Here is a 26,164-nt window from a genome sequence, read left to right as displayed (position 1 = left end):
CCGGATCGGGTCGACTGGCCCAGGCCTGCCCAGGCACGGGCAACGGGCAACGGGCAACGGGCAACGGGCAATAACTACTTCGCCGATGCGGGGATCGCCGACCACAGCCACTCCGAGCGCATGCTCAGGAAACTCGAAGGTTGTGACGCTGGTTGCGGCCGTTGCGACATCCTCGTCAGGCAGCTGAAGGCTTGCGTGACGGGGGAACGTCGCCGACGAGGGGAATTGACCTTCACGATGTTGGCCAAGGCATCCTTTCCGAAGGTCACGACAGTTCGGGCGCATTGCGGCGAGGCCGTCGGCCGGGCCATGCCCATGCACCCTCACCCCAGGCCGTCACAGGGCACGAAGGACCACAAGTCGAGCTCACCGGCGTGAATGACGCTGTAGCTGTTCTCGGGGACGGTGTTCCAGGCGCCGGGCAGTTCTCCCAGCGGCTCGGAGACGACCAGGCGGGTGCCGTCGGACACCTCCTTCAGGAACTCCACATCGGGGTGAAGGGCGCGCAAGGTCTCCACCCGATTGCTGTAGTACAGCGAGCGGGAGGCACCCTCGCTGGATTGACTTCCGCTCCGCGCCCTAAAGGGCGGGGATTCCTACCACGGTCGGCCGACCGTCTCAGTGGGTTCCTGCTTCACCGCGCTGCGCCGGTACGAATACCGGACTTACCTGCGCTCCACAGGCCGACACCGCCAGTCCGGCGGCCTTGGCGACGTTGACCGCCGCGTTGATGTCCCGGTCGAGGACGGCCCCGCAAGCACCGCACTCCCAGACGCGGATATGGAGGGGCTTGGGGCCGTCCTTGACGCCGCACACCGAACAGACCTGAGAGGTCGGCTCGAACCGTCCGATGCGGTGGAAGCTGCGGCCGAACTTCGCGGCCTTGTACTCCATCATTGCGACGAACGCAGACCATCCCGCGTCATGCACGGCCTTGGCCAGGCGCGTACGGGCGAGTCCCCTCACCGCCAGGTCCTCAACGGCAACCGCTTGGTTCTCGCGAATGATCCGTGTGGAGAGCTGATGGTGGAATTCGCGCCGTGCGTCAGCCACCCGTGCGTGAGCGCGGGCGACTTTGACTCGGGCCCTGTCCTGGTTGTGGCTGCCCCTGGCCTTACGGGACAGGCGTCGCTGTTCCCGCTTAAGCTTCTTCTCCGCCCGGCGCAGGAAGCGTGGGGCGTCGATCTTCGTGCCGTCGGAGAGAACCGCGAAGTGTCCAAGACCGAGGTCGATGCCGACGACCGGTTCCAGGGCAGTCTCTCGGGAGCGGTCTCGACGACGAAGGACGCGAAGTACTTGCCGGCTGCGTCCTTGACCACGGTCACCGTGGACGGGACCGAGGGCAGAGCGCGGGACCACTTCACCCGCACATCGCCGATCCTCGGCAACGACAGGTCCCCGCCGGGGGTGATCTTCCACCGGGCATTCGCGGTGAAGCGGATCGAGTGCCGGTTGTCCTTGCGTGACTTGAACCGAGGCTCTGCGACCTTCGGCCCTTTGCGGGTGCCCTTTATCGACGCGAAGAAGTTCGAGTACGCGGTGTCCAGGTCCCGCAGAGATTGTTGCAGCACCACGGCGGAAACCCCAGCGAGCCAGGCGCGGGCCTCGGTCTTCTTCGCCTCGGTGATGACCTGCTTGGACAGTTCGCCGGCCCTCGGGTACGGCCTGCCCTGCTCGTGAGCATCCTTGCGGGCGCGCAACGCGTCGTTGAATACGACGCGGGCGCACCCGAACGCCTGGGCCAGCGCGGCGCGCTGAGGACCGTTCGGGTACAGGCGGAAGCTGTACCTCAACTGCATATCGATTACCGTACTGCAGTTGGTTTATGGCTGTGCATCAGAACACTTGTACTGGTCGTCATTGCGCATTCGTCCTCCACACATACTTGGTTTTCGTGACGAAGTACCGGCACAAGGTCTTCAAAGACGTGCACCTGACGCGCATGGAGGAGATCATGCGGGCCGTGTGCGAGGACTTCGAGTGCGAGCTGGTGGAGCTCAACGGCGAGAACAACCACGTGCATCTGCTGGTGAACTTCCCGCCGAAGGTGGCCCTGTCCAAGCTGGTCAACTCGCTCAAGGGCGTCAGCTTGCGCAGGCTCCGCCAGGAGGACCCGGAACTGGTCCGGCGCTACAGGCGGGCTCAGCGCCTGTGGTTCGGCTCCCACTTCGCCGGGTCGGCGGGCGGGGGCTCCGCTGTCGATCGTCCGTCAGTACATCGAACAGCAGGATCGTCCACTCTAAGGGCTGTCCCGTAAATGATCTACGACGTGCTGGTTGACCAGGCTGTTTCCCTCACCCGGCGAGGGTGAGGTTGTGCAAGCGGGCGATGCCGAGCATGGCGTGATGCACGCCGTCGCCTTTGCGACGGCAGTCGCGCAGGATCTTCCAGGTCTTCATACGGGCGAAGGTGTGCTCGACGCGGGCGCGGACTTTGCGGTGTGAGGCGTTGTGCTCCTCTTTCCAGGCCACAAGTTCGCTCTGGCCGGGTTCGCGGCGGTGCGGGATGACCAAACCGGTGCCGCGGTAGCCGCCGTCCGCGATGACCGTGGTCTTGCCAACGGCGGCCTTCGCACCAGACAGCTCCCAGGCCTTGCAGTCGTTGCGGTTGCCGGGCAATGATCGGCCGACGGCCACGACGAGCCGGGTGTCGGCGTCGATGATGACCTGGTGGTTGGTGGAGTACCGGTAGTTCTTCGACTGCTCGGCCACCGCGTGGTCGCGGGTGGGCACCAGGGTGCCGTCCACGATCAGCACGGTGTCCTTGCGGAATCGCTTGCGAGGCTGGAGCGCGAGCGAGGGTCCGAGGTGGTCGATGATGCGGTCGGCGGCCGACTTCGAGATCCCGAACAGCGGGGCCAGCTGCCGCAGCGTCAGGTTCGTCCGCCAGTATGCGGCGACCAGCAGTACCCGGTTCTCCAGCGGCAGACTCCACGGCCGGCCCTTGCGTTCCGGGTCCGCTCCCTCGCGCCGCAGCGCAGTGACCAGCTTGCCGAACTGCCGGGGGCTCAGCCCGGTGAACGGGGCTATCCAGGACGACTCCAACGCAGTGATCACAGCAGCTACGCGGAGATCATCTCAGTTGCTGCCCTGCCTCATCTCGTCGATCCTGTGTGCTCAGCACACAGGGCAGGGAGGGTGCATGGGGCTGGTCCTTTTCCCGGGCGATGGAGACACAAGCAGTGCTGATGTCTCCTGGTCCTACAGCGGCTTTGCCGCTTTCCGGCGGCGCCTGGCCCAGGCCGAGGGGTTCATCCTCTCCGAGATGTGCGGCTTCGGAGGCGAACGGCCGTGGAGCGAGGTGTCCACCGTGCTGGAGCCACTCCTCGATCATCCGGACGACGGCGGTGACGACCTCTCGCCCTCCGACTGCGCGGCAATCCTGCCCCGACTGGAGACCATCACCGATCAGTGGGCACGGGCTGGCGGCGACATACTTCACGAGCACATCGAGGACGGTCGCAAGCTGGCGACGGTCCTGCGGCTCTGCATCGAGAAGCACGTACCGCTGGGCTTCGCCTGAAACGAGCCGACCGCTGAACCCCACTTACGGGACAGCCCTTAGCCCGTCGGTCAGAGCAGCGTTCAGAATCGCGTCACCACCGGGCTGAAGCCCGGTGCACTGCGAGTGTCCCGGTAGCGGAAGGTCCAGAGCCGTTCGCCGTCGCTCACGGCGATCGTCATCTGAAGGGGGAACTCAACTCCCTCGGCCCGGCCGACCGCTTCGACGAATCCGGCCATCCGTGCCACGGCGCCGGGAACGTCCTGGTCGAGGCCGAAGGTGAGCGCAAGGAAGAACATGACCTCGGAGTCGGTCGACCCCTCGATGAACGAGAAGAGCACCGGGTCGACGGCCATGGCGAGATCCCGCCGCAATCGGTGGAAGTCGGTGATCGCACCGTTGTGCATCCACATCCAGCGGCCGTGACGGAACGGGTGACAGTTGGTCTGCTGTACCGCCGAACCGGTGGAGGCCCGGACGTGGGCGAAGAACAGGGGGGAGCGGACATGGGCGGCGATCTCCCGAAGATTGCGGTTGTTCCACGCAGGGCCCGTGTCGCGGACCACGGCCGGGGTGTCCGTGTCCTCGGTGTACCAGCCGACGCCGAAGCCGTCACCGTTCGTCGTCTCCACCCCGAGCCGGGAGTGCAGGCTCTGGTCGATCAGGGAGTGCTCCGGCCGGTACAGAACGGTCTCGAGCCGGATGGGCGTACCCGAGTAAGCGAGCCACCGGCACATGAGAGTCGCCCCTTTCCACTGTTGGAGCGTGCACCGTCTCTTACACCCGAAACCGTTCGGTACACGCTGTTCTCCGCGTCCCGCAGCGGCACCGCGTTCTCCCTGCGAGGTGCCCGTCGACGGTCCCCCTATCCCTCGCACCAGCAGGACAAACGGATGAGCACGCGCAATGATCATGTCTTTGGATGGCGTGACCCGGTCCTGGCGCCGGGCCCCGCTCTCCGTCCCGCAGACCGCCCAGAGGTGTCATGGCCCGTTCCGCGGGCATCCGATCGCCAGCCGGCTCACGTGGGACAGCGCTGGTGGCAACCAAGAACGGCGGCCCGGCCGCGGAGAGGCAGTTGTCGTGCGCAGTGTGGGTGTCGAGGAAGAGCTGCTGTTGGTGGACGCGGAGAGCGGCGAGCCTCGAGCCCTGTCGACGGCTGTCCTGGCCGCCGCTTCCCGGGACGCCGTCGGCAAGCACACGGACGAGGTCTTCGAAGCGGAGCTGCAGCGTGAGCAGCTGGAGTTCGCCACACGGCCGCAGTTCGCCATGGCCAGTCTCTCGGACGAGATCCGGCGGTGGCGGGCCGAGGCCGCCCGCCAGGCGGAGAAGTTGGGCGGAGCGGTCGCAGCGTTGGCCACGTCCCCGCTGCCCGTCAGCCCGTCGCTGGGCTTCGGCGAGCGACACAGGTGGATGGGCGAGAAGTTCGGGCTGACGGCACAGGAGCAGCTCACCGGTGGCTGCCATGTACATGTCTCGGTCGGCTCGGACGAGGAGGGCGTCGCGGTGCTCGACCGCATCCGGCCATGGCTGGCTGTACTGCTGGCGATGAGCGCGAACTCCCCCTTCTGGCAGGGCCAGGACAGCCGCTACGGCAGCTACCGCAGTCAGGTCTGGGGCCGCTGGCCCTCCGCCGGTCCCGTGGAGGTCTTCGGATCCGCGGACCGCTATCACGACCGGAAACGGGACCTGCTCGCCACCGGCGTGCTACGGGACGAGGGCATGATCTACTTCGACGCGCGACTGTCCCACCGCTACCCCACCGTCGAGATCCGGGTGGCGGACGTGTGCCTGGACCCGTCGACGCCGGTGCTGCTCGCCACATTGGCCCGTGGCCTCGTGGAAACGGCGTCCAGGCAGTGGCAGAGGGGTGAGCCGCCCGCCCGACAAGGGGTTGATCTGCTGCGGATGGCCGCCTGGCAGGCCGGCCGCTACGGCCTGGACCACGAGCTGATCCATCCCCTCACGATGCGGCCCGCACCCGCAGAACTGGTGGTGCACACACTGTTCGACCACGTCCGAAACGCCCTCGCCGACACGGGCGATCTTGCGGCCGCCCGGGAAGCGATCACCACCCTGCTGACCACGGGCAATGGAGCGCGGATACAGCGTGAAGTCCTTGCGAGGACCGGTAACCTCCGCGACGTCGTCACAGAGTGCGTGAGCCGCACCCAAGGAGGACCGTAGAGTTGTCACGCCCGAACGGGCCTGCCGGCTGTGACAGCGCTGGGCGGCAGCGCCCGAGGTCCCTGGGCCGGCCGACCAGGTGGTACGCGGCCGGCCGACACAAGAACCGGCAACCGCTCGGGATGTTCGAGCGTGGGTCAGGTCGTGGGCGGAGAGCCGCCGTTGACACGGCCCCCTTGACGATCGGGGCCGTGTCGGTGTCGCCCGCCGGCTCCGACCGCCCAGCGCGGCGCAGTCAGGCCGTTCCTCCCTGGCGGCGCGTCGGAGCCTGCGCAATCAACTGACGACGGTCCAGGGCGCCATGCCGTTCAGGGCCATCAGAACGCCGATGACCACCAGATCTGCGATACCGAGGCACAGGCCGAGCCATGCCCGGAAGCGGCGAGGCGTGCCCCGGCGCAGGGAGATCAGTGCGAGCACGATGGCGGCGGGGCCGAGGACAAGGTTGAGCACAACAAGCCCCACGAGGCCGAGCACGAAGGAGGCAACGGCCATGCCGTCGGTGTCCTGTCGGCCGGTGTTCTCCCGTGGCGGTGCGGTCAGTCGCATGGATCAGACCCTCCTTGCCCGGTTGCGGCGGCGTCGTTCCTTGACACCGAAGACGGCGAGCCACAGGGTGACCACCGCAGCGACCATCACCGTTGCGGGCCAGGGCGCGTAAGCGGCGGTGCCCAGGAGAATGGCCAGCACGAGGAGAGCCACGACCAGAAAGAGCACTTGCTGCCTCCGTTCGGTACGTATGGACGGCGGTGACACGCCCCGGACGGGGACGCGTCCATTCCCTGGTTACCGGCGAGGAACAACTCATCCCTTCCACCCCAGGCCCGAACGAGCATTGGCCGAGATGCACCCTTTCCGGGCCGAGGTGGTGCGCGCTGAGCACCTGCTGTGCGTCGGGTACTTCGACTGTTCCGGCGGGAACACCGGACGCGGCGTGCTCAGCCCCCCACGGCCTTCGCCCAGCCCCGGTCGACCGTCACCCTCGCCTTCTCCAGTTGCTCGTCCGTGGGGAACCGGGGCTCCCCCTCAACCGTCGGCAGCATCGCGGCGGCAGCCTCGTCGAGAGTGCCGTCCTTGCGCATCACCTCCATGAGCACGGGGCGGGCGTAGCCCTTGAGCCGGAGGTTCTGACCCGCCGCGCTGAAGAGATATTCCTGCCACAAGCGGGCCGCGGCGGGGTGCGGGGCGTTCTTGTTGACGGCCAGGGCGTAGTACTGGGCGAAGCTGCCGTCGAAGGGGATCGCGACCCGCCAGTCCACGCCCTTGCCGCGGAACCGGTCCGCGTAGTCGAGGTTGACGTAGTCCCAGTCGATGCTGATGGGGGTCCTGCCGGTCTCGACCGCGGTCGAGGTCGACTCGACAGGGTTGAAGTTGCCCCGGTCATGGAGCTCGGCGAAGAAGTCGAGGCCGGGGCGGATGTCGTCGAACGAACCCCCGTTCGCGAGGGCGGCCGCGTAGACGCCTGCGAAGGCGGTGTTGGAACGGGTGGGATCGCCGTCGAGCGACACCTTCCCCTTGTACTGGGGGTCCAGCAGATCGTCGAAGGTCCGGGGGCAGGGCTTGACGCGGTTGGCGTCGCAGCCGATGGAGATGTAGCCGCCGTAGTTGTTGGACCAGCGGGCCCCGCCGTCCTTCTGATTGTCCGGGATCGAGTCGTACGCGGCGACGCTGTACGGCGCGAGCAGGTTCTGCCGGGCCGCGGTCCGGGCGAACGTGTCCCCCACGTCGATGACGTCCGGGGCGTCGGCGCGCTTCCCGCTCTTCTTGATGGCGTCGATCTCGTCCTGGCTCGAGGCCTGGGGATCGTTGACGGTGACCTTGATCCCGTACCTCTTCTCGAAGCCGTCGATCAGACCGCCGTAGTTGGCCCAGTCGCGCGGAAGCGCAATCGCATGGAGAGCGCCCTCGTCCTTCGCCGCGGCGATCAGCTTGTCCATGCCCCCCGCCTGTTCTGCGGAGGTGGCCACCGACGGCTGCACGGGGGTGGACTTCGGCGTCTCGGTGCAGCCGCTCAGGGTCATGAGGGCGAGGCAGCCTACGGCCGCCGCTGTCCGGACATGAGGTGCAGTCACGATTGCTCCAGGACGCAGGGATCAGGAACGAGCGGGGTGGGGAACGAGCGGATGTCGTCGGCTGAGGTCCGGCCTACGCGGGATGCGACGCGTCCTCGGAGTCATGAGCGGTGGCACCGAGCGGTCCTGCGACGAGAGGCGAAGGGCATCCGCGGCGGGGCGCCACGTCGAGGCCCGCCCCAGAGCGGTCGGTTGAGGGATGCGCGGTAAGTCGGTCCGCTCCCCTGCGCTCCGGCCGGGGGCGTGGCGGGCGAGCGGTCGTACGGCGGCTTCGCGATACCCCTCACCGTGCCGCGCCGTTCTGCTCCCGGCCTTCGCCGGAAGGCGGTTCCTCCTCGTCGGGCAGGACCTCGGCGAGTCCTTCCACGGACGGGCCGGCGCCGCCGTGGAGCGACAGTTCGGCCCAGATGACCTTGCCCGTGGGCGTGTAGCGGGTGCCCCAGCGTTCGGCGAACCGGGCCACCAGGAAGAGTCCGCGGCCGCCCTCATCGGTGACTTTCGCTTTCCGCAGTCGCGGCGAGGTGCTGCTGCCGTCGGAGACCTCGCAGATCAGGGTTCGGTCGCGGAGGAGTCGGACGATGATGGGCTCGGTGCCGTAGTGGATGGCGTTGGTGATCAGTTCGCTGAGGACGAGTTCGGCGGCGAAGTCGATCTGCCCCAGGCCCCATTCCTGGAGCCGCCGGACGCAGGCAGCGCGGACCCGGGCGACCGCCGCGGGGTCGCGGGGCACCTGCCATTCGGCGATCCGGGTGGGGTCGAGCCGGTTCGCGCGGGCGACCAGCAGCGCGATGTCGTCCCGGGGCCGGTCGGGCATCATGGCGTCGACGACCGCGGCGCAGGTGTCCTCCGGGGAGCGGTCGGGCCCGGCCAATGCGTCGCGCAGGGCCGCCAGTCCGACGTCCAGGTCGCGGTCCCGGTCCTCGATCAGCCCGTCGGTGTAGAGCACGAGCCGGGACCCCTCGGGCACGGTCAGCTCGGTGCTCTCGCCTGGCAGTCCGGCCCCGAGGCCCAGGGGTGGGGAGATCGGCAGCGGGGGGAAGTCCACGGCTCCGTCGGGGTGGACCACCGCCGGTCCCGGATGGCCGGCGGTTGCGACACCCAACTGCCCGGATGCGGGATCGTATACGGCATACAGGCAGGTCGCGCCGGTGATCCCCTGGACTTCCCCGTCGCCGGTGGCCTCGTCGCTGTCGATCTGGGCCACCAGCTCGTCGACGCGGCCCAGCAGTTCCTCCGGCGGGACGTCCAGAACGGAGAAGTTGTGCACGGCGGTGCGCAGGCGGCCCATGGTCGCCGCCGCGTGCAGGCCGTGGCCCACGACATCGCCGACGACCAGTGCGACCCGCGCACCGGACAGCGGGATGATGTCGAACCAGTCCCCACCCACCCCGTCCCGGGCAGGCATGTAGCGGTAGGCCACCTCCAGGGCCGTCTGCTCCGGCACCCGGCTGGGCAGAAGGCTGCGCTGCAGCGTGACGGCCATGGTGTGCTCGCGGGTGTAGCGGCGGGCGTTGTCGATGCACACCGCTGCCCGGGCGGCAAGCTCCTCGGCGAAGGACACGTCCTCCTCCTCGAAGGGAGGGGAGGCATTCGCCCGCCAGTAGTGGGCTGTTCCGAGCACCACCCCCCGGGCACGCAACGGGACCACGATCAGGGAGTGGATACCGTGGTCCAGGACCCGGTGGGCGCGTTCGGGGTCCCGGGCCCGCCAGCCCTCGGAAGCGCTCAGGTCCTGCACCAGGACCGCTCGGCCGTCGCCCACGCCCGCGGCCACGGGGTGGGAGGCGACGAAGCGGATCAGCCGGCCGGCCGGGTAGAGCAGATGGTCCCCCTCCAGCCCGACGACAGCGGTGCGGCGCATCTCGGTGCCTGCGCCGGAGGGCTCCGCTCCGTGCAGGACCGGGTCCAGGAGCTCGACGGTGACAACGTCGGCGAAGCGGGGGACGGCGACCTCGGCGAGTTCCTCGGCGGTGCGCGTGACGTCAAGGGTGGTCCCGATCCGTACCCCGGCGTCGTAGAGCAGCTCCAGCCGTTGGCGCGCAGTCTCGGCCCTGCCGGCGAGAGCCTGCAGTTCGGTGGTGTCCCGCAGCGTCACCACCCTGCTCGCCGGACCCTGGGCAGCGGTGAAGCGCTTGTTCACCGCGAGGAGCCGGTCGGCAGCCAGGTGCACCTCGTCGGTGGCCGGTCGATCGGACGTGAGCAGCTCGGCGAGGTCGGCGTTCAGCCCCAGCGCGCTGACGTGGCGACGTTCCGCATCCTCCGGCAGGTCCAGCAGGCGGCGGGCCTCGTCGTTGGCCAGCAGCAACCGGTCGTTTCCCCCGACGATCAGCACTCCTTCCCGTACGGCGTGGAGGACCGCGTCGTGGTGCTCGTACATCCGGGTCATCTCGGCCGGGCCCAGGCCATGGGTCTGACGCTGGAGGCGACGGCTCACCAGTGCCGACCCGCCTGCGGCAAGGGCGAGTGACCCTGCCGCGACGCCGAACAGGACCGGCAGTTGCTGGTTCACCCGGTCCTGCACGTTCCCCACGGTGACGACGGAGGAGACGATGGCGACGACCGAGTTGCCGGTGTCCTTGACGGGGACGGCCGAGATCACGGAGAGCCCCAGGGCCCCCTGGAAGGTCCTGGTGAACGACGTTCCTGTCGCCGCTTCCGCGTAGGGGCCGATGACGTGCTTCCCGATCTGGTCCGGGTCGCTGTGGGTGAGGGTGATCCCGTCCGGCCGGTAGACGATGACGGCGTCGACACCGGCCGCCCTGCGAACCGCATCGGCGCTGGGCTGCAGCACCGCCGTGGGATCGGAACTCTCCAATGCCGTGAGGAGCCCTGGTGAGTTCGCGAAGGTCTCGGCCGCGGTGAGCGTCCGGTACCGGGCATCCGCCATGCTGTCGCGGCGCGCCTGCAGCACGAGGGCCACCAGCGCGGCAACGACGACGAGCGCCACTACCGCCAGTTGCAGGAGGAACACCTGGCCGGCGAGGCTGCGCACGTTCAGAAGGGAACGCACGCGCCGCAGCAGCCGCTGCGCGCTCCACCGGCCGGGCGCTTGATCACTCCCGGGCGACTTCGGCGATCCACGCCCGATACGTCGCAAAAATTCAGACATAGACCATTTCTATCGTTTTCGACTACCGGTCACGGGGCGATCCGGGGGAGGCCCGGTCGCGGTGGAGCCGCCGGGCGTTTCGGCCCGCCGCATCGGACGAGCGCCCGACCCCGGAGTCCGCCGCCGGAAGCCGGGCGCGCGGGCGATCCGGTTCACCGCAGAGTCGGGAGGCGTCGTCCGGCTGGGCCGCACCAAGACCGGCGACGCGGCCGCGATCGTCGTAGCCAGCGGCATGCCTGGGGCAAGGGCCTGACGTGGCGCCACCGGATCCGCCGGTCGCCGAGCTTCGCCAGGCGCTTGAGGACTTGATCAAGTGGGGCGAGGAGTTTCCCCGGTCGGGCTCGCGCCACGACGACAACGAACGACATACGACGGTGGGTTTCACGGGACGTGGAGACGCCGGGCCGCGCCGCTCTCTCGTGAGGCTTCACGGGCCGGGGGGATTCCCGGACGTCTGCCCGGCGCCCGCATGCCCCGTGAAACCCATCATCGTGACGGGCACCGCTCTATCGGGGGCCTCAAGGGCCCGGGGCCTTACAGACGTCCGTCACCAGTCAGCCCAGAAGCCCAGCTACCGTTTCCGGAACCACCTTCGCTACGGATCAGGGAGCAGGGGCAGGGTGCCGCGATCCGACTGCGGGCGGCGACCACCGCACGCCGTCGGATACCGGCCGAACACGTCCGCACAGGAGCGAATCGACGGCACCCGCGCTACCCTCCGCCGCATGATTGACATGAGCATGTTGCGACCGAAGTCGCGCGGGCACATGCACAGCCCGCCGCCCTACCAGCGGACCGCTCGCGCCGCGCTGCTGCGCAGAGTCGGCCGCCATTCCTTCGCATGCCTCCTTCTGCTGGTCCTCCTGGGCGCGGCTGCCCCCACGGCGGCCTCGGCCCCGGGCGGGACCACCTCCACGGTCACCGCGGCCACGCCCGCGTCCGACGCCGCAGCCGCCCGCTGGGGCGACCGCCGACTCGACGAGGTTGCCTTCCTGACCACCCACAATGCGTTCACCAACTACGAGGACTCCCGGTGGAGTTCGGTGAACCAGGCCGAGTCGGTGCGTGCCCAGCTGGACAACGGTGTACGCGGCCTGAGCCTGGACACGCACTGGTACGAGCGCAGCACCTGGCTTTGCGTCATCAGCTTCGGCAGCGACTGCTACCCCAGCGACGTGTACCTGTGCCACGGCGACTGCAAGGCCTTCGCCGGTGCCACGTACGCCCTGCCGCGGCAGTCCTTCCACGGCACCATGCAGACCGTGGCGGACTTCCTCACCAACCACCCCCAAGAGGTCGTGACCGTCTTTCTGGAGGACTACGTCAGCGCGGAGCAACTGCGTCAGTCCCTCGGCAGGGTCAGGGGGCTGTCCGAGCTGCTGTTCCGGCCCGACGAGTGGGGCGTACAGCAGCACGGATGGCCGAAGGTGGCCGACCTCGTCACCGCGAACAAACGCCTCTTGATCTTCTCCGACCGGTCCGACCGCGAGCACCTGGGTGTCATGTACGACAAGTCCTGGACTGTGAGCAACTACTGGAGCCTCGGGGACCTGGGCAACGACCTCTCGTGCGTCAGCCGCTGGTCCGACCTGCCCCTGGACCGCCAGGAGCCCGGATTCCGGCGGCTGTTCACCATGAGCCACCACCGCAACGTACCCACCGTCCTCACAGCGGCCCTGGACAACGGCACCAAGCTCAGGAACCGCATCTCCGACCAGTGCCGGCGCGCGGCCGGGGGCCGCAACCCGAACTTCGTCTCCGTCGACTTCCATCGTCTGTCCGACAGCAGCGGCCACACCCCGGCCTCGATCGTCGCAGAGCTCAACGCGAAGCCCTGAGGCGCACCCCGGGCACGGTGATCCGCCCGTCCGCCCGCCGAGCGGGCGGATCCTCCCCGCGCCAGGGCGTCCGCGGCGGTGGAAAGACCCGCACCCCTGTGCGCGTCGACGGCCACGAGCGGACCGCAGACCTGCTGCAGCGGGACTTCGCCGCCCGCCCCAACCAGCTCCGGGTCCTGCGGACTTCGCTCACCTCATGAGGACGGTGGTCCGGGCCAGTACGCCCCGGCAGGACTGCTGGGGCGTACTGGCCGGCGGACATACGTGGAGGACCTGAACGTTCTCGGGTTCAGATCTTCTCGAAGACCATGCGTACGACGCCGATGCGTCGTTCGCGCTGGAAGCGCAGGGCGGTTCGCTGCTCCCGGATGACGTCGGACACGGCATCGGCGCCGATCAGCTCCGCGCCGCGGGTCCGGTTGGCCTCCAGTCGCTCCAGCCAGGCCGCGATCGTGCGTGCGCCGTCGTCCGCGTCACGGCGGGTCTGGAGAAGGGTGAACAGGCCTTCGCCGGCCTCGGTGATCTCGGCACGGGTCGGCAGGAACATTTCCGGAAAGACCTTGCGCGACGCGTGCAGGCCCTCACGGAGGTTGCGCACACCGGTGCGGGACGTCTCGGACAGAAAGCGCACCCTGTTCCGGCTGTGCTCTGGTGCCGGGAAGGCGAGTTCCTCCCGCGGCAGGATCATGGCCGCGAGCCAGCCGCGGTCGTGCCAGGTGTTGGCCTGGAGGGACAGACGGCCCCCCGGCCGGAGCCATGTGTGGCAGCGTTCGAAGAACTCCCGGTAGCGGGCGACGCGCCGATTGCGCCACACCGTGTTGCCGGCGAAGTGCTCGATGGCCTCGATGGCGATGATCGCGTCATAGGGAGCGTCAGGCTGATGGTCGTACCAATTCTCCATCCTTACCTCACATCCGCGCCAGTGCCGGCTCTCGACCCACGCGGCCTGGCCTGGGCTCATGGTGATGCCAACGGCGTGCTCGACCCCATGGCTCTCCACGAGTCGGCGCATGAGGCTGCCCCATCCGCAGCCGATGTCCAGGACACGGCGTGCGTCGACGGCGGCCGCAGCCCGTGCGTGGTAGTCCAGTTTGCGCAGCTGCGCCGACTCAAGGGTGTCGCCGCCGCCCTCTTGCCATATGGCGTACGAAAAGACGAGTTCCGGACCAAGCGCAAGACGGTAGAAGCGTCCGAGGAAGTCGTACTGGTGCACGATCGCCTTGGTCGAGGTGCCTTTGTAGAAGCGACTCCTGGCCTTGCGCACGACGCACATCCGCCTCTCGGTAGGGGCCGGAACTCCGAAGCCCAGGTAACCGGCTCCGGGCCGCGTCAGCGCAATGCACACCCCGGGGCAGGCGGCCTCGCACCCGATCGGCGGGCCCAAGCCGACTGCCGCTGTATTCGCCGCTTCCCCTCGCAGGGCAGGTCGCCGTCACTGCCCCTCGACCGGCTCCGCTCCGGCGAGCTGGTACGTGGTCTCCTGTCCCTGCTCGATCGTGCAGGGGTGGCCGATCGGTGCTGAGCCTCTCAGCGCGAAGGAAGCGGCTGCTCGCGAGCGGATCGTGGTCGAAGCAGGAAGGCGCACGGGGTCTTGGCCGAGCGTGGAGGAGGCCGTGCCGGGTCGCCGGTGCAGCACTGGTGCGGAGGGATGACGGCAGGGGGTCCCGGCGCCGGACCCGGTGCGGTGAGGTCGGCCAGAGCTCCTGCATGGACCGAGGCGCAGTGTCCCCCGCCCGGTGAGGAATACGTGGCCGGTTACGTGTTTCCACTGACGCTGTACCCGTCGCGGCCGTCTACGTTCGGGGAGTCGGACGACCGAGCGGTTTCGGGGGACAGTGTGAGAAGCAACGCCCGGGGTGTGCTGCCGAGTTGGGTGGCCCTACTGGTGGCGGGCAGCCTGCTGGCCGGCTGTGCGGAGGGTTCCGGGGATTCGGGCAAGGGGGCGGACACGGCGGACGGCGCGGCCTCCCGACGGACCGGGTCGCCCTCACCCGGCGCCTCGCCGGGAATCGAGGCGACCCCGTCGAACGGCGCGACCGGTGCTGCCGGCTTCGCACCCGACGCCGCCCGTGTCCCCAGGACCTCGAAGGACGCCCGAAGGCTGGTCGACTCCACCGTGCTCGCACCGAGCGACTGGGGCCGGGGCTTTGTCGCCCAGAGTCCGGCCCACAGCGCTCCGGGTACCTGGGCCGTGCTGGACGGCAGCTGCCACTGGCAGCGGGAAAGTCTCCCTCATGGGGTCCTGGCCAGTGAGTCCCGGTACAGCCGACTGCCCGGTGCTGGAGGCAAGGGCACCGTCAAGGTGACGGCCACGGCCACCGTGCACACCTCCGTCCTCGGCGCCGACGAACAGCTGAGCACCACCCTCGAGGAAGTTCTGCGCTGCCCTGAACAGCAGCCCCGGAGCGACGAGCGGATCACGGGCCTGATGTCGCTCGGCACCCCCTTCGGCGAGCGCGAGCAGCAGTACGCCGACGACTCCGTACTCGAAGCAGGAGAGTACGTCGACAAAGGCGGCACCCGGTCGTACCGGTGGATGGTCGCCCGGCTCGGCACAGTCGTCGTGGCCGTCTCCGTGACGGGCGCCGAGGGGCGCCCCCAGCCGGAACTCGACCAACTGGGCACCTACGCCCTGGCGCAGATGCTGACGCGCATCCAGCAGCAGTTGAAGGGGAAGTGATGGAACCGCTCCGTACCTCCGACCCGGCCAAGCTGGCGGACTATCGGCTGCTCGGGAGGCTCGGCGCGGGCGGCATGGGTGTGGTGTACCTGGCCCGCTCGGCCGGCGGATCACTGGTCGCGCTGAAGGTGATCCAGGCCGAGTACGCCGAGGACGCCGACTTCCGGGAGCGGTTCCGGCGCGAGGCGGACACGGCACGCCGGATGACCAGCCGGTGGGTGGCATCGCTCGTGGACGCGGACCCCGAGGCAGCATCACCCTGGCTGGCCACCACTTTTGTGCCGGGGCCGTCGCTCGGTGAGGCCGTCGCCGCGCACGGACCGTTGCCCGCGCGGAGTCTCCGGGTGCTGGGCGCCCGGCTTGCTCAGGCGCTGCGGGACCTCCACGCCGTCGGCCTCGTGCACCGTGACGTCAAGCCGGGCAATGTGCTGCTGGCGCTCGACGGACCACGGCTGATCGACTTCGGTGTGACCCGCGATCCGGAGGACACCGCGCTCACGTCGACCGGCGTCGTGGTCGGCACCCCCGGCTTCCTGTCACCGGAACAGGCCCAGGGCGGGCAGGATCTGGGACCGGCCGCCGACATCTTCTCCTTGGGCTGCGTGCTGGCCTACGCGGCCACCGGCCGCCCTCCGTTCGGTGCCGGCACACTCGACGCCCTGCTGTTCCGCACGGTGCACGAGGCGCCGGACACGGAGGGCGTTCCGGAGGAGCTCGCCGAGGTGGTGGGCGGCTGCCTGGCGAAGGACCTGCGCCTACGGCCCACGGCCGAGAGCCTGTCGCAGACCCTCGCGGTCGCCGCCCCCGGGCTCGACTCGGCCACGACCCCCCTCCTTCCCGGAGCGGGCGCCACGCCTCCCGATCCGCGGGAGGCCCTGCGGGCGCGCCCTCGCTCCTCGGACGGGCCCGGTGCGATCCATCCGATGCCTGACGGCGAGGGCGGCGGGATGCCCGAGGGCCACGTCCCCGATGACGAAGCCGCGTGGTTGCCCGAGCCGTTGATCCGGCTGATCGCCGAACGGTCGGCTGCGGGGCTCGCGCTTCCTGGCATCGACGACACCGAGTCCGTCCCTGCGGCGAGCGGCTCCGGCGCGGGCGACGGTACGTCGGCGCCGGCTCCCGCCCCACCGCAGAGCCGCCCCGTCGCCAGACGCCGTTTCCTCCTTCTGGCCGGTGGCGCGGCGGCTGTCACGGTCGCAGGTGGTCTGGCCGCCTGGACGACGCCTTCCGATGACGACGGGTCCGGGGACAAGGGTTCCGGCTCGGCCTCGACGGCCGATCGGCCCGTACACACCATCGGCCTGCACGCCGACCTGACCGGTGATCAGAAGCTGGCCGGCCGGGCCCAGGAGAGGGGACTGCGGCTCGCGGTCGGCGAATTCAACTCCCGTCGGGACAGGCCCTTCACGCTCGCGGTGAAGACCGTTGACGACGGCGGGGATCCGGTCAAGGCGCCCGCTGCGGCTGCGCAGTTGGTCGCCGATCATTCCGTCCTGGCCGTGATCGGTCCCACCACGGATGCCACTGCCCAGGCCTCGCTCGCGACGTACGACGCTGCACTGCTGCCCCTCATTGCCGTGTCGCCCGGAGCCACCGTGCTGACGGTGATGGGCAGCCGGTCCTTCCTCCACGCCCGCCCGACGGACACGATCCTGCCCCTCTATCTCAGCGCATATCTGCGTGGCACCGCGAAATCACGCACGGTCGGGATCGTCGACGACCGGGCGGCGGACACGTACTCCTGGGAGATCAGCAGCACGCTCAGCCGGCTCCTGAGGGACGAGAGACAGCCGGCGGTGCCGAAGGTGGTCAGCGCGTTGCGGACCGACTTCGGGCCGGCCCTCGAAGCCCTTCTCGACGGCGGCGCGGACTCCCTGGTCTTCGCCGGCCATCACGACCGCGCTGCTCTGCTGGCCCGGGAACTGAAGAACCGTGACTTCCCGCGGGCCCGGACCGCCGCCCAGGGAGTGCTCGACCCACGGTTCCTCTCCGCTGCCGGGGACGCGGCCGAGGGATGGGTGATCATCGCCCCCGTGATGGACTCCTCCGTGGCTCCTCAGGCCACGGCGTTCGCGGCCGCCCATCGCAGGCGTTTCGGTACCGAGCCGGAGAGGTACGCGGTCGAGGCCTACGACGTGGCCCAACTGGCAGCGAGAACGCTGAGCACGCTGCCCGCCGGACGCGTCACCCGCCGGAATCTGACGACGGCGCTGCGCTCGGCCACGTACAAGGGGATCACCAAGAACTTCGCGTTCAACCAGAAGACCGGGGCTCTGGTCGTCGACGGCAGCGGGGTCTTCCTGTGGAAGGTCACCGGCGGCCGGTTCCAGTACCAGGGCGCGGCGCCCCACCAGGTGTCCACCTGATGGGGCGCTGATGGAGCCGCTGCGCGGCGCCGATCCGGCCAGGATCGCGGGGTACCGGCTGCTGCGCCGACTGGGCGCGGGCGGCATGGGTGTGGTGTACCTGGCCCGCTCGGCCGGCGGATCACTGGTCGCAGTGAAGGTCATCCGCGCCGCGCACGCGGACGACGCCGCCTTCCGCGCCAGATTCCGTCGAGAGGTGGAGACGGCGGGCCGGGTCTCGAGCCCCTGGGTGGTACCGCTGCTCGACGCGGACCCGGACGCGGAGTCGCCATGGCTGGCCACGGCGTTCGTGCCGGGCCCCTCGCTGGCGGAGGCGGTGGAGGAGTGCGGGCCCCTGCCGTACGACTCGGTCCGGATCCTGGGAGCCCGCCTCGCCGAGGCTCTGGACGCCGTGCACGGGGCGGGTCTGGTGCACCGGGACGTCAAGCCCGGCAATGTGCTGCTCGCGGTCGACGGACCGAGAATGATCGACTTCGGGATCGCCCGTATGCCGGAGGACACCGCCCTCACCGCCAGTGGGATGGTGGTCGGCTCGCCCGGGTTCCTCTCCCCCGAACAGGCCCAGGGAAGGGGCAGGGAGATCGGACCGGCCAGTGACGTCTTCTCGCTCGGCTGTCTGCTGACGTTCGCCGTGACGGGCGAACGTCCCTTCGGGCGAGGCTCGGCGGCCGAGGTTCTGGTGCGTACGGTTCACGACGAGCCGGACCTGGACGGCGTTCCGTCGACGTTGCTGCCACTGCTGCGGGACTGTCTGGCGAAGGACCCCGGCTCCCGCCCCACCGTGGCCGAGGTACGGCGGACCCTGGACACGGCTCGGCCCCACGCCAGGGTTCGCGAGGACGCCGGCTGGTTGCCGGAGTCGCTCACCCGTCTGATCGCCCGCCGTTCGACCGCCGTCCTCGCCCTGCCCGCCGTTGAGACGACCGAGATTTCCGGCCCGCCGGCGGCCGGTGCACCGTCCGGCGCCACGTCGGTACCCGGCCCGGAGGGGCCGCCGAAGGGCAGCTCCACGCGACGCCGCTTCCTGGTACTGGGCTCCGCGGCCGGGGTCCTGGCAGCGGGCGGATCGGCGGCCTGGTGGGCCGCGGATCGCTCCGGCCGCGCCTCGGCGCAGGGAAGGCGAACCCGCACACGGCTTCCGCGGCTGGTCGTCGCCCTGCACGCCGATCTGAGCGGTAAACACCGGACGGCGGGCCGCGCCCAGGAGAACGGTGTCCGGCTCGCCGTCGAACACCTCAACTCCCGTACCGGCCGCGGCTTCGAACTGGCGCTCCAGGTCCACGACGACGGGGGCAGCGCGATCCGGGCGGAACGGGTTGCACGGCAACTGGGCACAGACGACCGGGTCCGCGCGGTGATCGGGCCGACCACCGATGCCTGCGCGAAGGCCGCCCTCGACCAGTACCAGCAGGCGCTGCTCCCGGTGGTGTCCGTGTCGGTCGGACTCGACGCCGTGTCCGCCTCCGCTGCCCGGCTCTACGCGGCCACCCGGCCGTCCGACAGCACCCTGTCGGTACCGATCATCGCGTACCTCGTGCGCATCGCCCAGGCACACAGGACGGTGCTGATGGACGACGCGGCCGAAGGCGGCTTCAGCTGGGAGATCTGTACACGCATCAGTGAGGGCATGCGGTCCGGGCAGCACACCACGACCCGGCGCACCCTCGCCGCCAAGAACGAATCAGCCGACGACTTCCGTGCCCTCGCCGAGGAGCTGACCGATTCGGAAGCGGACGCCGTGGTGTTCGCGGGAGGGTATGCACGTGCCGCGAAGCTGGCTCGCGCGCTGCGGTCCGCCGGCTACTCCGGTACGCGGTTGGCCACTCAGCGCGCCCTCGATCCCCGCTTCCTCACCTCGGCGGGCGACGCGGCCGAGGGGTGGGTCTTCTCCACCACATTCCTCGATCCGACCCGTGTGACGGCCGCGAAACCGTTCGTCACCGCCTACCGCGACCGCTTCGACGGTGCTGCCCCGCCCTGGTACTCCGCCGAGGCCTATGACGCGGCGCTCTTCGTCACCCGCGTCATGACGACCCTGGGCGCGCCCCATGCGGAACGGGGCGCGATCATGGGGCAGCTGCGCGAAACCGACTATCGGGGGATCACCAAACGGCTGCGCTACACGGCGTCGAACACTCCCTACAACATGGACGGGCTGTACCTGTTCCGGGCGTCCGGTGGTCGCTTCCACTATGTCGGCCAGTACGAGAATGCCACGGCCCGAACTGCGCACGGTTGACGGACGGTCGTGGGCGCCGCGGCCGCGTGGGCCCCTTCCTCCGCCTTGCGCTCGCACGCACCGGACCCCGCGAGCCCCCCACGACCGGGCCGGCAGTCGGCAGTCACGGTCGGCGGGGCAGGCGTTCGGCCCCCGTCCCGGTCCTCCGCCTCTCGCGCCACGCGGAGGAGGAGGCCAGCCGTTGAGCCGATCGCACGTCGTCCTTCTGCCAGGCGATGAGGGGGCCATGCGCGGTCCACCACGGAACGACCTCATGTGGAGGCACCGGCCTGGCCTCCGTCCGGCCACGTACGGGACGGCGCCCATGATCCGTTCCCCGTGGGGGCGCGCCGATGGCCCGCCCAGTATCGCGGTGCGTCCAGGTCGACGGACGCGATCGGGTGATCTTCAGGACGGTGGGTCTTTTTCGCCGGGACAGGGGTTACGCGTGGCGACATGAACGTATCCACTCGTGCCGACCGTCTGCGTGTCGCTCTCCCCGCATGTCTCCTCGCCTGCACCACTCTGTTGGTCACTGCCTGCAGCGGCGACGACGGGACCGAAGTCTCCGCGGCGGTCGCGACCCCGACCGGTGAGCCCACCACAGGCTCTCCAAGCCCTACGGGCACCGAGACCGGCCTCACCGAAGACCAGGCCGAGCGCCAGGCCCTCGTCCAGGCGGCCAAGATCACCTGGGACAAGGCGGCCGCCACGGCGGTCGGCGAGGTCGCCGGGAGCAAGGTGGTCGACCTCGAGCTGACGCGCGACGAGAGCGACGACAGCACCGCCACCCCCGCACCGAGCCCGGGCAGTCCCGAGTGGACGGTGGCCGTCGCCGCCAAGGACGGCACTGTCCACCGGGTCCACGTGGACGCAGTCTCCGGCAAGGTACTCCAGTCCCAGCAGGAGACCGATCAGGACTCCAACGACAAGCGTGAGCTCGCCGACCGTCTCAGCCAGTCCCAGCTGACTGCGGAGCAAGCCGTGAAGGCAGCCACCGGAAAGAAGCAGGGGACTGTCACCGCCGTCCAGCTGGACAGCGACGACTCCGACAAGGCCATCTGGTCGGTCGACATCGTGAGCCCGGAGAACTGGAGCGTAACGACCTTGGACGTCAACGCCGCCAATGGCGACGTCGTGCGTGAGGAGGTCGACCAGGACTGAACCCCGGCGTATGACAGAGTCCGTTCCCTCCGGTTCATGGCCGGCGGGCGGGGCCCGCACCGGGGAACTGGTGGCGACCTCGGCGTGCCGGGGACGGGCAACGCCCACGAGGCTCGTGAGACCGCGTTGGCGCCGCCGGATGCACACCGGCAACTTGCGCCGAACCAGGAGCACACAACACCAACTGGTGTGCTCGTCAACCTCGTTCGCAGCGTCCGTTGCCGCCGGCAGGGACCTTGGCGCCGCACGGATCACCGCCACGCGCCCGCTAGGGACGGTGACGTCAGCCGTCCCCCGAAGGCCGGGGTGATGGGAGGCGAGTTGCCGCTGTGTGAACGAGCCAGCCCGCTGCCGCGCCGACCACGTACCAGAACAGGTCGGGTGGATTGAAGGTGGAACCCAGCACGAGGCGGGCGACGACGCTGTGCTGGGCGAGGTCCGCCGGCACCGGGCTGAGCTGGATGAACTCAACCACCCAACTGATGGCCAGCGCGCTTCCGGCAGCCCGCGCGGGAGTCACACGCGGCGCCACCAGAACGACCAGAGCGAGGAGCAGGACGGTGTACAGAGCGTCGCCACCGTACTTGGCCACGCTCCCGGGTGCCAGGGCCCTGAGCCCCAGCCCCGCACAGACCGTCACCACCGCGGCCGCGGCTGCCGCCAGGCGGGACCGTACGGGGTCGGCGCCGGCCCGGTCACGGGTTTCGGGGACGATGGTCGCGAGCTCCTTGTACCGGAGGTGCCTCAGTGGAACGCACCGCGGGCTGAACCATGGCCGGGCGGGACCTGTCGTGCGGAACCGTGATGCGACCATCGCTGCCACAACGTACCAGCACGCTGCGATGCCGCCCCCAGCGGAAGTGGTCGGCTTCGCGGCGGTGGCAAGGGCTGCTACGGCGCCACCCCATGCCCTGTGCATGACGGGTCGCAACGACGAAGGGCCGGCTCCGGCGATCGCGTTGCCCCAACCCTGCGGCGGTGACCCCCAACACGTGGTGTTGGGGGTCACCGCCGCAGACGCTACGAAGGTGCCGGCCCTCTCCCCCGGCCGACCTGACTCGGTCCGCCAGGGGCGACCTCTGACTGGAGTCGGCTCCGGCCAAGGTCGCCGGCGGGCAGGTCAGATGATGCGGCCGCCGAAGGGGCCGCCCACGCCGTAATAGGTGCCCAGTTCCTCGCGGTACCCGGCGTCGCCGAGGTGCTTGTCGCGGTGGAACTCCGGGGCGCCCTTGATCTGTTCCTTGGTCCTGTCGACATAGATCTTGCGTTCGTCCACGTCGACACGGCTCACGGTGCTCGCCGGGAGCAGAACTTCCTTCCCGAAGATCCACACTCCGGTGTCCACCACCAGGTAGGCATCGGTGACCTCGTCGGAGTGCTTGTCGACCTTGCCGATGCTGCCATCGACTGCCTCGACCTTGTAGCCGGTCAGATCGGTGCCGGCCAGGTGGCCGGCGGTCGACTTGTAGCTCCACGTATGTTCAGTCACGCGAAAACAACTCCTCCGGTAACAGCGAGCAGTGGCAGGCTTTCTGCCGAACTTCCCTTCTCGCACACTTCGCTGACGGATTTCTGTTCCGCCTAATCGCCGCTTTCCCGCTATCCGGCGCTTCATTCACCTCAATAAGCCGCGGGAAGTGGGGTACGGGCTGTCGAGCGTGGAAGTGGCGCACTCGCCGCACCACGGACCCATCCGACAGTGGCGCTCGCGCGCGTCATTGCCGGCCACGCCGAGTCTGCCACCAGGGGTATCAGCAGTCACTGCCCCTCTTGGGCCGGGCAACGAAACCGATTGGCCGGAGCACCAGCACGGTGATCGGGAGCCGCCGCAGAATCTCTACCGCGAATTCTGCGCAGAAGAGAATCAAGTGGCACAGGCTGCACGGGCTCATCGTCACGGATGTCCCACCACACGTGTCCAGTGGTCACGACGGCCTCGGGTCGTCGCTGCCGAGTCGCACACGTTTCCGTGAGTTGCCGCCCTGCGGATCTCGCCCTCCGTTCGCTCACCGCTTCGGGGGATCCGCTCGGGCCGTCCGGGAACATCCCGGACGGCCCGAGCGCTGATCCGGCTATGACCTCACACTCACCACGGACGGGGACCCAGGGCCGAGGCGGGGGCCACGTGATCACGGTCGAGCCCGGTACTGAGCATGTGCGCGTCGTGCGGGACGGACGGCTGCTCGCCGAGAGCAGGCGTCCCCTGGTCCTGCGCGAGACGGGTTGCCCGGTTCGCTACTACCTGCCGCCCGCCGACGTACGCACTGAGCTGTTGCTCCCCTCCCCCTCGACCTCCTACTGCCCGTTCAAGGGTGACGCCTCCTACTGGTCGGTTCCCGGCGCGGACGATCTGGTCTGGTCCTACCCCGAGCCCAAACCGGCAGTGGCCGCCATCGCGGGCCACTACTGCTTCTACGACACGGAGGTGGTGACGTGAGCCGGCCGCCTCAACCCCGGGGCCGATCCGCAGCAGAGGTCTTCGACGAGGTGGGCGCGCGCTACGAGGAGGTGTTCGCCGATGTGCCCGGCCAACTTGCCGCCCTGGACTGGCTCACCGGCCGTCTGGCCCCCGGCGCCCGCGTCCTGGACGTGGGGAGCGGCACCGGTCGCCCGACCGCGGAGTCACTGGCCCGAGCCGGCTTCACCGTCACCGGAATCGACGTGTCGGCCGAAATGGTCCGGCTCGCCGGGGAGCGGGTGCCCGGCGCCCGTTTCGAGCAGGCCGATGTCCGCACCTACCAGGCACCTGACGGCGGATACGACGCAGTGTGCGCGTTCTTCCCCCTGCTGGTGATGGACCAGCCCGAGGTGGCGGCCTCGCTGACCAGGATGGCGTCCTGGGTCGTCCCGGGCGGGTCGTTCGCGCTGGCCACCGTGCCCGGCGACATCAGAGGCCTGGACATCGTGTGGATGGGCCACCAGGTCACCGTCAGCAGCCTGACCACGGAGCACCATCTACGGCTTCTGGAGGACGACGGTCTGGAGGTGGTGCACCACCACACCGCCGAGTACCGCCCGCATGGGCAGGGCGCCCAACCCGAACCACACCTCTACATCCACGCCTGCCGCCCCTCCTGACCCGGCAGGTATCGCCGGCTGCCGCTCCCTCCGGACGGAGCGGCAGCCCCCGCTCGCGGTGAACCGGCAGTGGCGAGCAGGCAGGCCACTCGCGTCGTTCGTGGAGATGCCTCCGGCACTCTCGGCGGAGCGCGGTCTGCATGCACCATCCGGGCCGGGCACGGGGCGAGCGGCACCCGATCCAGGGCAGCTCACGGGTGCGCCGCGCAGGTCCGGCCGAGCCGCCCTCGCCACGGCGGGGGCGTCAGCCGTGAACGGGCAGACCGCGGGGCTCCTTGATCCGCTTCATGATGATCTGCGAGTTGACCTCGGTGACGCCGGACAGTGCGGTCAGCTTGTCGATCCACAGCCGCTCGTACGCGCGCAGATCCGCCACCGCGATGCGCAGCAGGCATCCCGGGCTGCCGAAGAGCCGGTACGCCTCGATGACGTCGGGGATGTCCTGGAGTGCGGCCTCGAATGCCTCGACCACCTCACGGTCGCGCTTGACCTCGATGGACACGAGCACCTCGAAGCTCCGGCCGACAGCCTCCGGATCGATGACCGCCCGATAGCCCTGGATCACCTTGTCCTGCTCCAGCTGCCGGACCCGGCGCATGCACGGCGAGGGCGTGAGGCCCACTCGCTGCGCCAGATCCTGATTGCTCAGCCGCCCATCGTTCTGAAGCTCACGCAAGATTGCCCTGTCAATGTCATCCATCACGCAATTATTCACCACGGCTGGGCGGCAGGGGAACAATAGTAGCGATCACATTGCGCGCCCTGGCTTCTATCATTGCGCTCGACTGCTCCGGGCACCCCCGGAGGAGACATGGGGCGCAGCCCGGCCGCAGCCAAGAGCGAGGCCGGACTGCGCGTCCGAAGGATTCGCCGCTTCCATGCGGCACGAACGAGGAGCGGGCACGGTGGGACGAGTCGTCGTCATCAGTACCGGGGGGACCATAGCCAGCCGCCGGCAGGGTTCGGGCCTCGCCGCTGACGCACATGGGCGAGAGGTCATGGCGACAGCCGCAGTCCCCGAAGGCGTCACCGTTGAGGTCGTCGACCTGTTCAGCGTGAACAGCGCCCGCCTGACCACCGTCCACCAGCTCACCCTGCTGCATGCGGTGCACGAGGTGCTCGCCGATCCAGGCGTGGACGGCATCGTGGTCACCCATGGCACCGACACCATGGAGGAGTCGGCGTTCCTGGTGGACCTTCACCACGACGACCCCCGCCCGGTCGTCTTCACCGGCGCACAGCTTCCGCTCGACTCGGCCGACGGCGACGGGCCGGGCAACCTGCACGACGCCCTGCTGGTCGCCTCGACCACGCGGGAACTCGGCGTACTGATCGCCTTCAACGGCAAGGTGCATCCGGCCCGTGGCACCGTCAAGACACAAACGCTCGCACCGGACGCCTTCTGCGACCCGTCCGGTGCCGCTGTTGGAAGCATCGGCTTCGGGCGCGTCCACGTACTGCGCCGTCCGCGGCGCCCGGCTGCGCTCGCGCTGCCGGGCGTGCCCGACACCCCGCCCCGTGTCGACATGGTGATGCACCACTGCGACGCCGACCCTCTGCTGCTGAACGCGGCCGTCGACGCCGGGGCCCAGGGAATCGTTCTCGTGGCCACCGGCGCCGGCAACGCGACCCCGGAGCTCGCCGAGGCCATCGCCTCCGCCACCGCCCGCGGCGTGCTCATCGCCCTGACCACCCGAGTCCAGGCCGGACCGGTCGCCGAGATCTACACCCACGGCGGCGCGGTCGACCTGGTGGCCGCAGGCGCCGTGCCGACCGGCACGCTGCGCGCCGGCCAGACCCGGATCGCCGTGCTCACCGCGCTGCTCGCGACCGGCGACCTGCAGGAGCGGGTCCGGGTGCTGCGGCACACGCTCTCGGATGATGCGACCGCCGCCGCACCTGCCGTCGATGCCGTCACGGCAGGGGTCTGATCCGCAGCAGGACCCCGGAG

20 protein-coding genes and 4 pseudogenes are annotated in these 26,164 nt (G+C 69.6%); 12 read left to right on the top strand and 12 right to left on the bottom strand.

Features of this window, described 5'->3' with window-relative positions:
* Window positions 1-323: 323 nt before the first annotated feature.
* Both AC068D_RS18470 and AC068D_RS18465 read right to left on the bottom strand, forming a co-directional pair.
* Window positions 324-560 (bottom strand): annotated as a pseudogene (locus tag AC068D_RS18470) (class II glutamine amidotransferase); the annotation flags it as partial.
* Between the two features lie 58 nt (window positions 561-618).
* Window positions 619-1,799: pseudogene (locus AC068D_RS18465) on the bottom strand (RNA-guided endonuclease InsQ/TnpB family protein).
* A gap of 26 nt (window positions 1,800-1,825) precedes the next feature.
* Here AC068D_RS18465 and tnpA point away from each other — a divergent pair.
* Window positions 1,826-2,243 (top strand): annotated as a pseudogene (gene tnpA, locus AC068D_RS18460) (IS200/IS605 family transposase).
* 51 nt (window positions 2,244-2,294) lie between these two features.
* Here tnpA and AC068D_RS18455 read toward each other — a convergent pair.
* Window positions 2,295-3,056: a transposase gene (locus AC068D_RS18455; protein ID WP_478824071.1), complete on the bottom strand. Its 762-nt coding sequence runs from the start codon at window positions 3,054-3,056 to the stop codon at window positions 2,295-2,297.
* An 85-nt stretch (window positions 3,057-3,141) separates the two neighbouring features.
* Here AC068D_RS18455 and AC068D_RS18450 point away from each other — a divergent pair, with 85 nt between their 5' ends.
* Window positions 3,142-3,522 carry a hypothetical protein gene (locus tag AC068D_RS18450; RefSeq protein ID WP_478824070.1) on the top strand — a complete coding sequence of 127 codons (381 nt, stop codon included), beginning with the start codon at window positions 3,142-3,144 and terminating at the stop codon, window positions 3,520-3,522.
* A gap of 113 nt (window positions 3,523-3,635) precedes the next feature.
* Here the strand turns inward: AC068D_RS18450 and AC068D_RS18445 are convergent.
* A pseudogene (locus AC068D_RS18445) lies at window positions 3,636-4,238 on the bottom strand (class II glutamine amidotransferase); the annotation flags it as partial.
* Between the two features lie 346 nt (window positions 4,239-4,584).
* Here AC068D_RS18445 and AC068D_RS18440 point away from each other — a divergent pair.
* Window positions 4,585-5,688, top strand: a complete 1,104-nt coding sequence (locus AC068D_RS18440) for a glutamate--cysteine ligase 2 (protein WP_478824069.1) — start codon at window positions 4,585-4,587, stop codon at window positions 5,686-5,688.
* Window positions 5,689-5,964: 276 nt separating this feature from the next.
* Here the strand turns inward: AC068D_RS18440 and AC068D_RS18435 are convergent, their stop codons facing one another.
* The 4 genes from AC068D_RS18435 to AC068D_RS18420 form a co-directional block, all read right to left on the bottom strand.
* Window positions 5,965-6,237: a DUF4190 domain-containing protein gene (locus AC068D_RS18435; RefSeq protein ID WP_478824068.1), complete on the bottom strand. Its 273-nt coding sequence runs from the start codon at window positions 6,235-6,237 to the stop codon at window positions 5,965-5,967.
* 3 nt (window positions 6,238-6,240) lie between these two features.
* Window positions 6,241-6,405, bottom strand: a complete 165-nt coding sequence (locus AC068D_RS18430; protein ID WP_478824067.1) for a hypothetical protein — start codon at window positions 6,403-6,405, stop codon at window positions 6,241-6,243.
* 221 nt (window positions 6,406-6,626) lie between these two features.
* Entirely contained in the window at window positions 6,627-7,760 is a 1,134-nt protein-coding gene (locus AC068D_RS18425; RefSeq protein WP_478824066.1) for an ABC transporter substrate-binding protein, read from the bottom strand.
* A 283-nt stretch (window positions 7,761-8,043) separates the two neighbouring features.
* Window positions 8,044-10,869 (bottom strand): SpoIIE family protein phosphatase, encoded by a 2,826-nt coding sequence (locus AC068D_RS18420; RefSeq protein ID WP_478824065.1) that lies wholly within the window; start codon window positions 10,867-10,869, stop codon window positions 8,044-8,046.
* A 725-nt stretch (window positions 10,870-11,594) separates the two neighbouring features.
* On the opposite strand from AC068D_RS18420, the gene AC068D_RS18415 reads away from it, so the two are divergent.
* Together AC068D_RS18415 and AC068D_RS18410 are read left to right on the top strand one after the other, a co-directional pair.
* A complete protein-coding gene (locus tag AC068D_RS18415) occupies window positions 11,595-12,707 on the top strand; it encodes a PI-PLC domain-containing protein (protein ID WP_478824064.1) in 1,113 nt (370 codons plus the stop codon).
* Window positions 12,708-12,724: 17 nt separating this feature from the next.
* Window positions 12,725-12,907, top strand: coding sequence for a hypothetical protein (locus AC068D_RS18410; RefSeq protein ID WP_478824063.1), 183 nt, complete (start codon window positions 12,725-12,727; stop codon window positions 12,905-12,907).
* 89 nt (window positions 12,908-12,996) lie between these two features.
* Here the strand turns inward: AC068D_RS18410 and AC068D_RS18405 are convergent, their stop codons facing one another.
* Window positions 12,997-13,980, bottom strand: a complete 984-nt coding sequence (locus AC068D_RS18405) for an SAM-dependent methyltransferase (RefSeq protein ID WP_478824062.1) — start codon at window positions 13,978-13,980, stop codon at window positions 12,997-12,999.
* Window positions 13,981-14,544: 564 nt separating this feature from the next.
* On the opposite strand from AC068D_RS18405, the gene AC068D_RS18400 reads away from it, so the two are divergent.
* From AC068D_RS18400 to AC068D_RS18385, 4 genes are all read left to right on the top strand, one after another.
* The gene (locus AC068D_RS18400) at window positions 14,545-15,387 is read left to right on the top strand and encodes a hypothetical protein (protein ID WP_478824061.1); all 843 of its coding nucleotides are present in this window, start codon (window positions 14,545-14,547) and stop codon (window positions 15,385-15,387) included.
* Window positions 15,387-17,753: a bifunctional serine/threonine-protein kinase/ABC transporter substrate-binding protein gene (locus tag AC068D_RS18395; RefSeq protein ID WP_478824060.1), complete on the top strand. Its 2,367-nt coding sequence runs from the start codon at window positions 15,387-15,389 to the stop codon at window positions 17,751-17,753. The genes AC068D_RS18400 and AC068D_RS18395 overlap by 1 nt, the downstream gene beginning before the upstream one ends.
* Window positions 17,754-17,763: 10 nt before the next feature.
* The gene (locus AC068D_RS18390) at window positions 17,764-19,992 is read left to right on the top strand and encodes a bifunctional serine/threonine-protein kinase/ABC transporter substrate-binding protein (RefSeq protein WP_478824059.1); all 2,229 of its coding nucleotides are present in this window, start codon (window positions 17,764-17,766) and stop codon (window positions 19,990-19,992) included.
* Window positions 19,993-20,427: 435 nt separating this feature from the next.
* Window positions 20,428-21,135, top strand: a complete 708-nt coding sequence (locus tag AC068D_RS18385; protein WP_478824058.1) for a PepSY domain-containing protein — start codon at window positions 20,428-20,430, stop codon at window positions 21,133-21,135.
* Window positions 21,136-21,418: 283 nt separating this feature from the next.
* Here the strand turns inward: AC068D_RS18385 and AC068D_RS18380 are convergent, their stop codons facing one another.
* Together AC068D_RS18380 and AC068D_RS18375 are read right to left on the bottom strand one after the other, a co-directional pair.
* Window positions 21,419-21,850 carry a ribosomal maturation YjgA family protein gene (locus AC068D_RS18380; protein WP_478824223.1) on the bottom strand — a complete coding sequence of 144 codons (432 nt, stop codon included), beginning with the start codon at window positions 21,848-21,850 and terminating at the stop codon, window positions 21,419-21,421.
* Between the two features lie 405 nt (window positions 21,851-22,255).
* Window positions 22,256-22,624: a PRC-barrel domain-containing protein gene (locus tag AC068D_RS18375; protein ID WP_478824057.1), complete on the bottom strand. Its 369-nt coding sequence runs from the start codon at window positions 22,622-22,624 to the stop codon at window positions 22,256-22,258.
* 585 nt (window positions 22,625-23,209) lie between these two features.
* On the opposite strand from AC068D_RS18375, the gene AC068D_RS18370 reads away from it, so the two are divergent.
* Together AC068D_RS18370 and AC068D_RS18365 are read left to right on the top strand one after the other, a co-directional pair.
* Complete coding sequence (locus AC068D_RS18370) at window positions 23,210-23,572, top strand: DUF427 domain-containing protein (RefSeq protein WP_478824056.1); 363 nt, start codon at window positions 23,210-23,212, stop codon at window positions 23,570-23,572.
* On the top strand, window positions 23,569-24,213 hold the full coding sequence (locus AC068D_RS18365) for a class I SAM-dependent methyltransferase (RefSeq protein ID WP_478824055.1): 645 nt from the start codon (window positions 23,569-23,571) through the stop codon (window positions 24,211-24,213). The genes AC068D_RS18370 and AC068D_RS18365 overlap by 4 nt, the downstream gene beginning before the upstream one ends.
* A 244-nt stretch (window positions 24,214-24,457) precedes the next feature.
* Here the strand turns inward: AC068D_RS18365 and AC068D_RS18360 are convergent, their stop codons facing one another.
* On the bottom strand, window positions 24,458-24,913 hold the full coding sequence (locus AC068D_RS18360; RefSeq protein ID WP_478824054.1) for an Lrp/AsnC family transcriptional regulator: 456 nt from the start codon (window positions 24,911-24,913) through the stop codon (window positions 24,458-24,460).
* A gap of 205 nt (window positions 24,914-25,118) precedes the next feature.
* Between AC068D_RS18360 and AC068D_RS18355 the strand changes: the two genes are divergently transcribed.
* Window positions 25,119-26,144 carry an asparaginase gene (locus AC068D_RS18355; RefSeq protein WP_478824222.1) on the top strand — a complete coding sequence of 342 codons (1,026 nt, stop codon included), beginning with the start codon at window positions 25,119-25,121 and terminating at the stop codon, window positions 26,142-26,144.
* Window positions 26,145-26,164: the final 20 nt, after the last annotated feature.

It is taken from the genome of Streptomyces sp. NPDC043861, from assembly GCF_056435905.1.
This window is presented reverse-complemented; position numbering and strand designations above follow the sequence as displayed.